We start from the raw sequence: 13383 nt of genomic DNA on the forward strand, positions 1-13383 counted from the left end.
GATTCGGCCGACGGACAGTTGAGGGAGGGTGGTGTGGAAAGGGGGGCCACGCCCCCGGCACGGGTGCCGATCCCCCCGTTCGCTGCCGACCAGGCCGACGCCTTCACCTCTGACCCGACCGCTCCCGCGATCCCCACCTTGGCTGACGCTGACGCCGACGCCGACGCCGACGCCGACGCCGACGCTCCCGCCCCGGCCGATGAGCGGATGCGGCGGTGGCGGCTTGTGCTCGGTGGGGGGTCGGCCGATGGGACCGGCTGTGCGTTGAGCGGGCAGGACGCGGGGATGGACGGGGCGTTGGCCGCGCTGTACGGCAGGGGGGACGGGAAGGGGCAGGCGGGCAAGGAGCGTTCGGCGGGTCTCGGGGCGTCTGCGCCGTCCGTTGCCCGGTGGTTGGGGGACATCCGGACGTACTTCCCCTCCTCCGTCGTCCAGGTGATGCAGCGGGACGCCATCGACCGGCTCGGACTGTCCACCCTGCTGCTTGAGCCGGAGATGCTGGAGGCGGTCGAGGCCGACGTGCACCTGGTCGGCACGCTGCTGTCGCTCAACAAGGCGATGCCGGAGACGACGAAGGAGACGGCACGGGCCGTCGTGCGCAAGGTCGTCGAGGACCTGGAGAAGCGACTCGCCACCCGCACACGGGCCACGCTCACCGGTGCCCTCGACCGCAGTGCCCGGGTCAACCGACCGCGCCATCACGACATCGACTGGAACCGTACGATCTCGGCCAACCTCAAGCACTACCTCCCCGAGTACCGGACGATCGTGCCGGAGCGGCTGATCGGATACGGCCGGGCCTCCCGGTCGGTGAAGAAGGAGGTCGTTCTCTGCATCGACCAGTCGGGGTCGATGGCTGCGTCCGTCGTCTACGCGTCCGTGTTCGGGGCGGTGCTGGCGTCCATGAGGTCGATCGACACACGGCTCGTCGTCTTCGACACGGCGGTCGTCGACCTCACCGACCAGCTCGACGACCCGGTGGACGTGCTGTTCGGTACCCAGCTCGGCGGCGGCACGGACATCAACCGGGCGCTGGCGTACTGCCAGTCGCAGATCACCCGGCCCGGGGAGACGGTGGTGGTGCTGATCAGCGACCTCTACGAGGGCGGGATACGCGACGAGATGCTCAAGCGGGTCGCGGCGATGAAGGCATCCGGAGTGCAGTTCGTGACGCTGCTCGCGCTGTCGGACGAGGGGGCGCCCGCCTACGACAGGGAACACGCCGCCGCGCTCGCCGCGTTGGGCGCCCCGGCCTTCGCCTGCACACCCGACCTGTTCCCGGAGGTGATGGCGGCGGCCATCGAGAAACGGCCGCTTCCGATACCGGAAACGGCGTGAACCCGGGCCGCCCCTTGGTGATTTGTCGATCCGGCGACCTGCGGCTCCATCAGCAAAACGGACATGACTACGCATCGGTAACAGGGGACTTGCGCAACCTCGGGCGCGCCGTGCAAGGATCGACGTCTCCACAGTCTTCACGCTTCCGTTCCGTTTCCCCCCTTCTCCATCCCGTTTCGCTTGGTTCCGTCGTGCGGAAGGACCCGTCCCCTCTTGACCTGGTCAGCAGCCTTTCCCGGTGCCGTTGTGCGTGTGCTGCGTACGGCGGTCGGGCGGCGTGCGCTGCAGGTGGGGCTGTTGGTGGGCGGGTTGTTCGTGCTCGGGTTCCTCTGCGGGGAGCAGGCGCACGCGGCGGACGGTCTCGGGGCGTTACCGGGCAAGGCCACCACCGCCACGGCAAAGGACAGCGCCCGCAAGCTTGTTGCCCCTGAACCTGTCGCCCCTGAGCTGCCTGCTGTCCTTGAGCCCGTTGCCGCCGAGTCCGTTGCCCCCCATCCCGGCTCCGGCGCTCCCGTAGAGCACGGCCGGAGCAGCGGCCCGCTCACCGGCGTAGTCGCTCGCCCGGCCGGCGACGAGGTCCTGCTTCCGGTGGTCGAGGGCGTCGTACGGACCGTGGGCGACCGTGTCGTGCAGCCGGTCGGTGATCTGGCCGAGACGGTGACCACGGGGCTGACCGAGACGATCGGGATACCCCCGTCGGCGGAGTTGCCCACGGTGCCTGGTCTTCCCACGGTGCCGGGCCTGCCCGCGGCCCCGGTCCATACACTGCCCGCGCCGGTCCAGACACTGCCCGCCCCGGTCACCCCGGCGCCGCAACCCCAGTCGGGCGGTGACGCGGCGACGAATCCGGCCGACGGCGACGGCTCCCTGGGCGCCAGTGCCCCGTACGGGCCGCGGTTCGCCGGTCACGGCACCGCGACCGAGGCCGCCGCGCGCACCTCCGCTCCGCGCGGCACCTCCGCTCCGCGCGGCACCTCCACCGCCCACGCGCCCGCGCACCAGGCGCCCGCCGACGACCAGGGCGGCGCCCTGGGCGGCAGGTCGGCCGTGGACAACGGCTCGTCGCGACACAGCGACGCACACGCCATCACCCCCCACCACCGGGCGCCGCTGCGGCTCGTGCCCGGCGCCGCCGCGAGCATCCACGCGGCCGGGACCCGGGACAGGTACCGGGACATCCCCGTCTTCCCCGGCTAGCGCGCCTGGGGGCCGTCGAGCCCGTCGTCGACACCGTGACCCGCACGGTCCGGCCGGTCGTCGGCAGCGCCACGACCCTGGCGTGCGGTGTCACGAGTGACGTCACTCCATCACGTCCGGCATCACGTCCGGCGTCGGCGGCGACGCCGCTCCAGTCACCCCGGGTCACGCGCAAGGGCATCCCTTACCGCGCCTGACCGCCCCCCTCAACCGACTCCGTGAGGCGACGGCCCCGGACGGCCGAAAGCCGTCGGCCCGTCCTGCCGGAAGCTCACGGGCGGGGCGAAGAGGTCCCCATTGGGGTGGGGATCGACCGCCCTGGGCCCCTCCCAGGGGCTGCTCAAGGGGCCTCACCGGGACAACCCCATCCCGGTGAGGCCCTTCACCTCCGGCACGGGGTGCCAGTGAGCGCGGCATCATGTGACAGGTATCACCGCTCAGGTGTGACTCTCGATTTAGGGGCCTCCCGCAAGCAGCGATAACCTGCGAGACGGACATGCCGCGCGCTCGGTCACCGTGTGCGCCTCCCTTGTGACAGACACGGTCGGACGTCACGTTGCCCTCGCGGCACGCCCACGCAGACAACGAACCGCGAGATCACTGATAGGGACGGAAGCGCGTGGACCTGTTCGAGTACCAGGCGAGGGACCTCTTCGCCAAGCACGATGTACCGGTGCTGGCCGGTGAAGTCATCGACACGCCTGAGGCGGCCCGCGCAGCCACCGAGCGTCTCGGTGGCAAGTCCGTAGTCAAGGCCCAGGTGAAGGTCGGCGGTCGCGGCAAGGCCGGCGGCGTGAAGCTCGCAGCCACCGCCGACGAGGCGGTCGAGCACGCGACCAACATCCTCGGCATGGACATCAAGGGCCACACGGTCCACAAGGTGATGATCGCCGAGACGGCCCCGGAGATCGTCGAGGAGTACTACGTCTCCTTCCTCCTGGACCGTGCCAACCGCACCTTCCTCTCCATCGCGTCCGTCGAGGGCGGCATGGAGATCGAGGAGGTGGCGGAGACCCGCCCCGAGGCCGTCGCCAAGACGCCGATCGACGCCAACGTGGGTGTGACCCCCGAGGTCGCGCGCCAGATCGTCGAGGCCGCGAAGTTCCCGGCCGAGGTCGCCGACAAGGTCGCGAACGTCCTGGTCACCCTGTGGAAGACCTTCATCGAGGAGGACGCCCTCCTGGTCGAGGTCAACCCGCTGGCCAAGGTCGCCTCCGGTGACGTCATCGCCCTCGACGGCAAGGTCTCCCTCGACGAGAACGCCGAGTTCCGTCAGCCGGAGCACGAGGCCCTCCAGGACAAGGACTCCGCGAACCCGCTGGAGGCCGCCGCCAAGGAGAAGAACCTCAACTACGTCAAGCTCGACGGCGAGGTCGGCATCATCGGCAACGGCGCGGGTCTCGTCATGAGCACCCTGGACGTCGTCGCGTACGCCGGTGAGGCGCACGGTGGCGTCAAGCCCGCCAACTTCCTCGACATCGGCGGCGGCGCCTCCGCGGCCGTCATGGCGAACGGCCTGGAGATCATCCTCGGCGACCCGGACGTCAAGTCCGTGTTCGTCAACGTCTTCGGCGGCATCACCGCGTGCGACGAGGTCGCCAACGGCATCGTCCAGGCGCTGCAGCTGCTCGCGGACAAGGGCGAGGAAGTCACCAAGCCCCTCGTCGTCCGCCTCGACGGCAACAACGCCGAGCTGGGTCGCAAGATCCTCTCCGACGCCAACCACCCGCTGGTCCAGCGCGTGGACACCATGGACGGCGCGGCCGACAAGGCCGCCGAGCTCGCGGCTGCGAAGTAAGGAAGAGGGACAGACACAGCCATGGCTATCTTCCTCAACAAGGACAGCAAGGTCATCGTCCAGGGCATGACCGGTGCCACGGGCATGAAGCACACCAAGCTCATGCTGGCGGACGGCACCAACATCGTCGGTGGAGTGAACCCCCGCAAGGCGGGCACGTCCGTCGACATCGACGGCAACGAGATCCCGGTCTTCGGCACGGTCGCCGAGGCGATCGAGAAGACGGGCGCGAACGTATCCGTCCTCTTCGTACCGCCGGCCTTCGCCAAGGCCGCCGTGGTCGAGGCGATCGACGCCGAGATCCCGCTCGCGGTCGTCATCACCGAGGGCATCGCGGTCCACGACTCGGCCGCGTTCTACGCGTACGCCGTGTCGCAGGGCAACAAGACCCGGATCATCGGCCCGAACTGTCCCGGCCTCATCACGCCGGGCCAGTCGAACGCCGGCATCATCCCGGGCGACATCACCAAGCCGGGCCGTATCGGTCTGGTCTCGAAGTCCGGCACGCTGACGTACCAGATGATGTACGAGCTGCGTGACATCGGCTTCTCGTCCGCCGTCGGCATCGGTGGCGACCCGGTCATCGGCACCACGCACATCGACGCGCTCGCCGCGTTCGAGGCCGACCCCGACACCGACCTGATCGTGATGATCGGTGAGATCGGTGGCGACGCCGAGGAGCGGGCCGCGGCCTTCATCCAGAAGAACGTGACGAAGCCGGTCGTCGGTTACGTCGCGGGCTTCACCGCGCCCGAGGGCAAGACCATGGGCCACGCCGGCGCCATCGTCTCCGGTTCCTCCGGTACGGCTGCCGCGAAGAAGGAGGCCCTTGAGGCCGCCGGCGTCAAGGTCGGCAAGACGCCGACCGAGACGGCGAAGCTGGCGCGCGAGATCCTGGCCGGTTGAGCAATATCTAGCTGAACGTTGATGGGCCCGTTCCCTGGGTTGGGGCGGGCCCATCGGTGCGTTCGTGGTCGGGTGCGGGTTCGTCGTGGCTGGTCGCGCCCCGCGGCGGAGCCGCAGATCGACACAGCCCCGCGCCCTTGAAAGACCAGCCCTCACCGGCCCGCACTCAACGGCCAACCGGTACGAGCCTCTCCGGACCGCTCACTATCGACTCCCGCAACTTCTCCCTCAGCTTCACCTCCGCGTCCGACAAAGCACCCTGCCCCACCCGCGCCGGCACCCCCTGCACCTCCGCCCCCGGCGCGATCGGCGGCTCGTAATGCGTCGGTGCCGTCCGCAGGGTCAGCGCCGTCGTGCCGATCAGCGCCACCGTGAACGCGATGGCGGCCCGCGTCCAGAAGCGGGCCCGGCGCTCACCCTCCGTCCGCACCGTGCGTGGCTTCGCGGCGCGCAACCCCTCCGTGGATGCCAGCTCGGCCAGCCGTCGGTGCAGGTCGGCGGAGTCGGCCAGCTCCGGCAGACGCACGGCGACCGCCTCGCGGGCCCGCAGCAGTCGGCCGACCGTCGTCGGCGTGCTCGCCTCCGTCTCCGCCGCCGTCTCCGGAAGACCGAGGCCGACACCGTCGTACAGCACCAGCGTGCGCCGCTGTGACGGCGGGAGTTCCAGGAGTACGGCCATCAGCGCGCGGTGGGACGGTTCGGTGACGGGCGCCTCGGGGCTCCGGTGGCGGGGGCGGAAGCGGTGCCAGGGGGAGAGGGCGTACTCGTACGCCATGGCCCGTACCCAGCCCGCGGGGTCCCGGTCGACCGCCACCTCGGGCCAGCGCTGCCAGGCGAGTTGGAAGGCCCGTTCGACCGACTCGCGGGCGAGCTCACGACGTCCGGTGAGCAGAAAGGCCTGCCGGACCAGGGCGGGGGAGCAGAACGCGTACAGCGCGTCGAACGCCTGAGCGGGTGTCAGGGGGGTGACCGGGACCTCCGGTTCGGACGGGAGTTCGGCCAGCAGTTTCGCGTACGTCTCCCGCTTGCGGCCGCGCGGAGTCGTACGGCCGGACTCCCACGCGCGGATCGTGCCGGGGGTCACACCCACCCGCGCCGCCACTTGATCCCGCGTCAACGCACCTGCCTCGCGCAGGCGTCGGCGTTCCTCGGGGGAGGGAAGGGGGGTCGCAGGACTCTGTGTCACAGGGCGCCCCTTCGTACAAAAAAGTACATAGTCATATATTGAGCGACACATCGGGGGTTCGCCTGTTACGACGAGAAAGCGCGTGTCGTTGGGAGCATGGCGGTCGTGATCCAGATGACCGCTCGCCGAACGTCGTTGTCGCCCCTGCTCACCCGGCTGCGCGACCGAACGCCAGGCCTGGCCGCCAGCCTCCTGGGTGGCGCGGTGGCCGCCGGCCTCGGGCTGGGTTCGTTCGCCGTGCTCGTGATGGTGCTGTGGATCAGCTCGCCGTATCCCGACAGCGGTCCGGGGGGCGCGCTGCACGTGGCCGCGGCGCTGTGGCTGCTCGCGCACGGGGCGGAGCTGGTCCGGACGGACACCCTCTCCGGTGTCCCGGCACCCGTCGGAGTGACCCCCTTGCTGCTGCTCGCGCTGCCGTTGTGGCTGGTGCACCGGGCGGCGCGGGACGTGGCCTCCGGGGAGGAGGGGCCGCCGCCCGCGTCCGCGCGGACGGCGTGGGCCGGGGTCGTGCTCGGGTACCTCGCTGTGGGTGCGGCCGCCGCGCTGTATGCGTCCGGCGGGATGCTGCGACCCTCGTGGGGATGGACCTGCGCGGGTCTGCCGGTCGTCGTGATGGGCGCGGCAGGCGCGGGGGTGTGGACGGCGTACGGCCGTCCCTCCGAGGCGTTGGACGGCGTACTGGTGCTGCTGCCCGCGGCGCTGCGACGGCTTGTCCTCGGGGTGGACGCGCGGGCCGGCCTCGGGGTCGCGGCGCGGGCGGCGGCGGCCGGGGTCTCCGCGCTCCTCGGGGGCGGGTCAGTGCTCCTCGGGGTGTCGCTGGTGATGCACGGCGGGGCCACGCGCGGGTCGTTGCTGCAGCTGACGGAGGGGTGGTCGGGACGGTTCGCGGTCCTGCTGCTGTGTCTGACGCTGGCGCCCAACGCGGCCGTGTGGGCGGTGGGTTACGCCGTCGGACCCGGGTTCGTGCTCGGCGCCGGGCATGTGGTGGGGCCGCTGTCGTCGGACCCCGCGCCGCTGCTGCCACCGTTTCCGTTGCTGGCGGCGGTGCCGGGGGAGGGGACCGGCGGGCCGGTGCACTGGGCGGCGGCCGCCGTACCGGTGGTGGCCGGTGTCGTCGTGGGGTGGTTCGTGGGGCGGGCCGCCGGCTCGGACTGGTCCGGGGGGAGGGCGGTGGGTGCCGCGTGCTGGGCGGTGGTCCTGTGCGCGGGAGCGGTCGCCGTACTGGCCGCGCTGGCCGGAGGGGCGCTGGGGGTGGGCGCGCTGGCCAGCTTCGGGCCGGTGTGGTGGCAGGTGGGCGGGGCGGTGCTGGTGTGGATCACGGGGACGGGAGTGCCGGTGGCGCTGGGGGTGTGGGCCTGGCGGGGGCGCTCGCGCGGCGGACCGCGAAAGCGGGTGCTGTCGATGCGGGGCTGGTACTCGCGGCGGAAGGCGACGGAGGGCACCGGGGCCACGCCTGGGGCCGGTCCGGTGGAGCCGAGCAGCACGCAGGACACCCCCTACGACCAGGGCGTCCCCTACGTCCCCCACGTCGAGGATGACACCTACGAGCCGTACGGAGTCCTGCCCGTCGAGCCCTCGGTGAGCCCGCTCTCCGCGTCGGCCCCCTGGCACGAGGACGCGGCACGCGAGTCCCGCTGGGCGGCGCTGAAGGAGGCGTCCGCGCCCTTGGAGGAGCCCGACAAGCCCGGTCCCGCCGACTGACCTCAGCTGTTCGTGCCCAGCAGGCCCCGGAGTTCCTTCGGGAGCAGGTCCGTGCAGGACTGCTGGGCCTGGTTGGTGAGGGCGTCGTTCGTGCAGGTGTAGTAGTCGTCGTAGACGAGCCTCGCGGTGAAGCTCGCCGCCACGAAAATGATCGCCAGCGAGGCCGTGACCAGGCCGCTCACCGCTGCCGTGGTCTGCGGGCGGGCCGACTGGGGCGGGGCCGGGGTGTCGGGGTCCGGAGTTCGGGGCTTGGCGCGGAGGGAGCTGATGCCCCAGTACAGGGCCAGGGCGCCCAGCAGCAGGCCCACGGACGGCCAGCCGAAGAGGACGAAGAAGAAGGCCCACATGCCGGAGAGCAGGGCGTAGCGGGCGCGGCGCTGGCCGGGGTCCGTCGGGTCCCAGCGCAGACCCGGGCCCGTGTTCCCCTGCTTCTCCGGGCCACCGCCGGAACCGCTGCCGGGGCGGTCGCCGAAACCGCTTTCGGACCGGCCGGGCTGGCGGTCGCTCCAGTGGCTGCCCCACGGGGTGTGGCCGCCGCTTCCGTCGCCTTGGCCGTCGTCCGAGCCCTCGGGGCGGCGCGGCTGCCACGGGCGGTCCGGGGTGCCCTCCGGCGGCGGGGCGAAGGGGTTGTCCTCCCCGGTCGCATCGCCCTGGCCGTTCTTCTTGCCTGAGGAATCGTCCGAGGAAGGCGCGTCCGGCGGCGAGGCGGGCTGCTCCCGCAGCAGCACGCCGCTGCGCTCCCCTCCCTGCACCGAGTGCTGGGGGAGCGTGAGGAGTCGCAGGCTGCGGTCCGGCATCAAGTGAGCGTCTTCCCCTTGGAGTCCGTCGAGTACGTGAAGCGTCCGGCGTGAGCCGTCACCCCGTGAACGCACCGCGCACCACCCGCGTTCCCGGACCGGCCCCTCCCCAGACGCTACCTTCCGGCCACGCCCCCGTCCCACGGGGGCCGCCCGGTGTGCCGGTATCGTTGCTGACGGTCGGCCGCTTCGTAGGCTTCCCCGTATCCCCGGGCCCGAAGCATTCGTATGAATGTACAAAGCGCCGGCCGCGAGAAGACGCACCCCCGAGAAAGGGCCCCGCCGTGGCCGCCAAGCCCGTGGCCAAGCAGGCCAAGCCGGTCAAGCGCCTGGTCGTACTGGTCTCCGGATCCGGCACGAACCTCCAGGCGCTGCTGGACGCCATCGTGACGACCGGGCCCGAGGCGTACGGCGCCGAGATCGTGGCCGTCGGGGCCGACCGGGAGAACATCGAGGGGCTCGCGCGTGCCGAGCGGGCCGGGCTGCCGACCTTCGTGTGCAAGGTCAAGGACCACGCGACCCGCGAGGAGTGGGACGCCGCCCTCGCCGAGGCCGTCTCCGCCCACGAACCCGACCTCGTCGTCTCCGCCGGGTTCATGAAGATCGTGGGCAAGGAGTTCCTCGCCCGCTTCGGGGGGCGGTTCGTGAACACCCATCCCGCCCTGCTGCCCAGTTTCCCGGGGGCCCACGGTGTGCGCGACGCGCTCGCGTACGGCGCCAGGGTCACCGGCTGCACCGTCCACTTCGTCGACGACGGCGTCGACACCGGACCGATCATCGCCCAGGGCGTGGTGGAGATCCGGGACGAGGACGACGAGAGCGCTCTGCACGAGCGCATCAAGGAAGTCGAGCGAAGGCTGCTCGTCGAGGTCGTGGGGCGGCTCGCCCGCAACGGCTATCGCATTGAGGGACGAAAGGTAGTTATCCAGTGACCGCCGAGAGCAACAAGCGGCCCATTCGCCGGGCGCTCGTCAGCGTCTACGACAAGACCGGCCTGGAAGATCTCGCGCGCGGGCTGCACGAGGCGGGCGTGGAGCTCGTCTCCACCGGGTCCACCGCGGGCCGTATCGCCGCCGCCGGCGTCCCCGTCACCAAGGTCGAGGAGCTCACCGGCTTCCCCGAGTGCCTGGACGGCCGCGTCAAGACCCTGCACCCGCGCGTGCACGCCGGCATCCTCGCCGACCTGCGGCTCGAGGACCACCGGCAGCAGCTGGCCGAGCTGGGCATCGAGCCGTTCGACCTGGTCGTCAGCAACCTCTACCCGTTCCGCGAGACCGTCGCCTCCGGTGCCACCCCCGACGAGTGCGTCGAGCAGATCGACATCGGCGGCCCGTCGATGGTGCGCGCGGCCGCCAAGAACCACCCGTCCGTCGCGATCGTCACGAGCCCCGCGCGGTACGGCGACGTCCTCGCCGCGGTCAAGGACGGCGGCTTCGACCTCACCACCCGCAAGCGGCTCGCCGCCGAGGCCTTCCGGCACACCGCCGAGTACGACATCGCGGTCGCGAGCTGGTTCGCCAGCGCCTACGCCCCCGTGGACGAGTCGTTCTTCCCCGACTTCCTCGGCGCCACCCTGGAGCGCCGCAGCACCCTGCGCTACGGCGAGAACCCGCACCAGCCCGCCGCCCTGTACGTCGACGGCACGGGTGTCGGTCTCGCCGAGGCCGAGCAGCTGCACGGCAAGGAGATGTCGTACAACAACTACACGGACACGGACGCCGCCCGCCGTGCCGCGTACGACCACGCCGAGCCCGCCGTCGCGATCATCAAGCACGCCAACCCCTGCGGTATCGCGGTCGGTTCGGACGTCGCCGAGGCGCACCGCAAGGCACACGCGTGTGACCCGCTGTCGGCCTTCGGCGGGGTCATCGCCGTCAACCGGCCCGTCAGCAAGGAGATGGCCGAGCAGGTCGCCGAGATCTTCACCGAGGTCATCGTCGCGCCCGACTACGAGGACGGCGCCCTCGAAGCCCTCGCCAAGAAGAAGAACATCCGCGTCCTGAAGGCCCCGGCCGCGCCCGCGCACCCCGCCGAGGTCAAGCCCATCGACGGCGGTGCGCTCCTCCAGATCACCGACCGCCTCCAGGCCGAGGGCGACGACCCGGCGAACTGGACCCTGGCCACCGGAGAGGCCCTGAGCGCCGACGAACTCGGCGATCTCGCGTTCGCCTGGCGGGCCTGCCGGGCCGTCAAGTCCAACGCCATCCTGCTCGCCAAGGACGGCGCCTCGGTCGGTGTGGGCATGGGCCAGGTCAACCGGGTCGACTCCTGCAAGCTGGCCATCGAGCGGGCCGGCGAGGAGCGCGCGCGCGGTTCTTACGTCGCGTCGGACGCGTACTTCCCGTTCCCGGACAACATCGAGGTCCTGGCCGCCGCAGGAGTCAGGGCGATCGTCCAGCCGGGTGGCTCGATCCGTGACGAACTCGTCGTCGAGGCCGCGAAGAAGGCCGGCATCACGATGTACTTCACGGGGACGCGGCACTTCTTCCACTGACCGGACACCAACCTGGCGGCGCTACGTCGAACTGCGTAGCGCCGCCCAGGTGTTGGGCCCCACCTGGCCGTCCACCTCCAGTCCCTTGGCGCTCTGGAACTGCTTGACCGCCGACTGGGTGTCCTTGCCGAACTCGCCGTCCACACCCGAACCGCCCACGCTGTAGCCGCGCTTGGTGAGCATGCACTGCACCTGCACGACCCGCTGGCCGGTGTCGCCGTAGTCGGTGAGTGCGGTGCCGGAGTAGTAGGTGCAGCCGGAGATCCACGCGGGGGTGGCCGGGGCCGGGGCGGTCTTGGTGACCGTGGTGGTGGGGGTGGGAGCGGTGTCGCTGCCGCCGCCCGTGCTGCCGCTGTCACGGGTGGCGGTCGGGGAGGGCGTGCTGTCAGGTTCTCGGCTGCTTTCCTCGGCGGCGGGCTGCTGGTCCTCGCTCTTGTCCTTCTTCTTCTCGCCCTCAGGTGTGAGGGAGGGCGAAGCGGATGCGCTGGGCCCTGAAGGGGCCGGTGTGGCGGAGGCGGTGACGCTGCTGGAGCCCGTGGGGGCGGCGGTCTGGGAGTCCGGGCCCGGGCGGGTGAGCAGGAAGGCACCCACGGCAACGGCCCCGACAGCGATGCCCGCGACGCCGACCAGATACGGCCTCCTGCGCTTCGGCTCCGCGGCGGCGGGGGCCGGGACCGGTGAGAGCACCGGCTCGGTGGGTGTGCGGAACAGGCCGGTCTGCCGGACGGGCAGGCCCTCCAGCACCGCGCACCCCTGCTGCCGGTCGCGGAGCCGGCCGGCCAGGGGTTCCTGCCAGTTGGAGGCACGGCCGTGCCCGGCGGCCGTGGCGGCGTCGGTCAGCTGCCGTGGGCCGGGGCGTCCGGCGGGGTCCTTGGCGAGACAGGCGGCCAGCAGCCCGGCCAACGCGGGGTCCGTCTCCGTGAGTTCGGCCATGACCTCGGCGTCGGGTGCCTCGAAGGCGACCCGGTGCATGACATCCACGCCGGTGCCGTCGCCGAAGGGGGCGTGCCCGGTGGCGGCGTAGACGAGGGTGCAGCCGAGGGAGAAGACGTCGGAGGCGGCGTCGCAGCGGCCCTCGCGAAGGTATTCGGGCGCCATGTACGCGGGCGTGCCGACCCGGTTGCCGGTCGTGGTGATCGCGCTGCTGTCCACGGCGTGCGAGATGCCGAAGTCGATGACGTGAGTGCCCCTGGGGGACAGGATCACGTTGGACGGCTTGAGATCCCGGTGCACGACCCCGGCGGCGGCCAGCGCCGACAGTGCCTCCCCGAGTTCCGCCACCAGCCGCCACACCCCGGCCGGCTCCATCAGCCCGCACTCGCGGACGGCCTCGGTGAGGCTGAGTCCTGGCAGGTACTCGCTGGCCATCCACAGCAGCGTGTCGTCGAACCCGGTGCCGAGCAGATGCGGCGCGCGCGGTGTACGGACCCGCCCGTGCACGGCGGCCTCCCGCTCGAACCGCCGCCGGAAGTCCGGACCTTCGGCGTACTCAGGCCGGATCACCTTCACCGCGGCGAGCCCGGGGCCGTCGTCGGCACGCCGGGCCAGGTAGACCCGGCCCATGCCACCGCTGCCGAGCAGTCCGAGCGGGACGTACGGTCCGATCCGCCGGGGATCGGCGGGCAGCAGCGGGGCCGCGCCCGTCTGCCGCAGCGCGGTGTCACCGACCGCCGGTATGTCTGTCACGGCCCCCCGACCTGCCTCTTCTTTCGCAACGTGCTCTCATGTAACGCCAGTTGGCTGGTGAGAGGCTATCGTCCGGCGGCCGGGAGTGCCGGGGATACGGGGGGAACGCGATCGGATGCCGGTCGGGGCACGTGCGTGCCGTCGGGGTGGACGCCTGGGACCGGAGTTCGGGTGATGCCCGCTCCCATCCGCGCTGCGGTGCCTGCGGCTGGATCGGCGGGAACTCGCGCGGGGACCGAGCCGAGTCCGTCGCCCCGTCCCCGCCTGTCCACGAGCCGGG

At 71.7% G+C, this 13383-nt stretch carries 10 protein-coding genes; 7 read left to right on the forward strand and 3 right to left on the reverse strand.

All coding sequences use genetic code 11. From position 1 onward, the window contains the following. Positions 1-207 precede the first annotated feature (207 nt). The 4 genes from ACI2L1_RS15470 (at position 208) to sucD (ending at position 5239) form a co-directional block, all read left to right on the forward strand. Positions 208-1338 (forward strand): VWA domain-containing protein, encoded by a 1131-nt coding sequence (locus ACI2L1_RS15470; protein WP_404739869.1) that lies wholly within the window; start codon positions 208-210, stop codon positions 1336-1338. A gap of 213 nt (positions 1339-1551) precedes the next feature. Continuing rightward, the gene (locus tag ACI2L1_RS15475) at positions 1552-2535 is read left to right on the forward strand and encodes a hypothetical protein (protein ID WP_404739828.1); all 984 of its coding nucleotides are present in this window, start codon (positions 1552-1554) and stop codon (positions 2533-2535) included. A gap of 619 nt (positions 2536-3154) precedes the next feature. Continuing rightward, positions 3155-4333, forward strand: a complete 1179-nt coding sequence (gene sucC / locus ACI2L1_RS15480; protein ID WP_404739829.1) for an ADP-forming succinate--CoA ligase subunit beta — start codon at positions 3155-3157, stop codon at positions 4331-4333. Between the two features lie 21 nt (positions 4334-4354). Further along, the gene (gene sucD / locus ACI2L1_RS15485; protein ID WP_404739830.1) at positions 4355-5239 is read left to right on the forward strand and encodes a succinate--CoA ligase subunit alpha; all 885 of its coding nucleotides are present in this window, start codon (positions 4355-4357) and stop codon (positions 5237-5239) included. Positions 5240-5405: 166 nt separating this feature from the next. Here sucD and ACI2L1_RS15490 read toward each other — a convergent pair whose 3' ends face one another. Next, positions 5406-6425 (reverse strand): helix-turn-helix domain-containing protein, encoded by a 1020-nt coding sequence (locus ACI2L1_RS15490; RefSeq protein WP_404739831.1) that lies wholly within the window; start codon positions 6423-6425, stop codon positions 5406-5408. A 96-nt stretch (positions 6426-6521) separates the two neighbouring features. On the opposite strand from ACI2L1_RS15490, the gene ACI2L1_RS15495 reads away from it, so the two are divergent. Then, positions 6522-8126 (forward strand): DUF6350 family protein, encoded by a 1605-nt coding sequence (locus ACI2L1_RS15495; protein ID WP_404739832.1) that lies wholly within the window; start codon positions 6522-6524, stop codon positions 8124-8126. Between the two features lie 2 nt (positions 8127-8128). Here the strand turns inward: ACI2L1_RS15495 and ACI2L1_RS15500 are convergent, their stop codons facing one another. After that, complete coding sequence (locus ACI2L1_RS15500) at positions 8129-8923, reverse strand: hypothetical protein (protein WP_404739833.1); 795 nt, start codon at positions 8921-8923, stop codon at positions 8129-8131. Between the two features lie 284 nt (positions 8924-9207). Here ACI2L1_RS15500 and purN point away from each other — a divergent pair, with 284 nt between their 5' ends. Beyond that, positions 9208-9855 (forward strand): phosphoribosylglycinamide formyltransferase, encoded by a 648-nt coding sequence (gene purN, locus ACI2L1_RS15505; RefSeq protein ID WP_404739834.1) that lies wholly within the window; start codon positions 9208-9210, stop codon positions 9853-9855. Then, complete coding sequence (gene purH / locus ACI2L1_RS15510) at positions 9852-11417, forward strand: bifunctional phosphoribosylaminoimidazolecarboxamide formyltransferase/IMP cyclohydrolase (protein ID WP_404739835.1); 1566 nt, start codon at positions 9852-9854, stop codon at positions 11415-11417. The genes purN and purH overlap by 4 nt, the downstream gene beginning before the upstream one ends. Before the next feature lie 21 nt (positions 11418-11438). Here purH and ACI2L1_RS15515 read toward each other — a convergent pair whose 3' ends face one another. Further along, positions 11439-13103 (reverse strand): protein kinase, encoded by a 1665-nt coding sequence (locus ACI2L1_RS15515; protein ID WP_404739836.1) that lies wholly within the window; start codon positions 13101-13103, stop codon positions 11439-11441. Between the last annotated feature and the right edge of the window lie 280 nt (positions 13104-13383).

This window comes from Streptomyces sp. NPDC019531 (assembly GCF_044903305.1).
Classification (GTDB): Bacteria; Actinomycetota; Actinomycetes; order Streptomycetales; family Streptomycetaceae; genus Streptomyces.

What these genes read in the sequence shown, in the direction of transcription:
- sucD (WP_404739830.1), top strand. Translation starts at nt 4,355, where the DNA reads ATGGCTATCTTCCTCAACAAGGACAGCAAGGTCATCGTCCAGGGCATG.
- ACI2L1_RS15495 (WP_404739832.1), top strand. Translation starts at nt 6,522, where the DNA reads ATGGCGGTCGTGATCCAGATGACCGCTCGCCGAACGTCGTTGTCGCCC.
- ACI2L1_RS15470 (WP_404739869.1), top strand. Translation starts at nt 208, where the DNA reads ATGCGGCGGTGGCGGCTTGTGCTCGGTGGGGGGTCGGCCGATGGGACC.
- ACI2L1_RS15500 (WP_404739833.1), bottom strand. Translation starts at nt 8,923, where the DNA reads ATGCCGGACCGCAGCCTGCGACTCCTCACGCTCCCCCAGCACTCGGTG.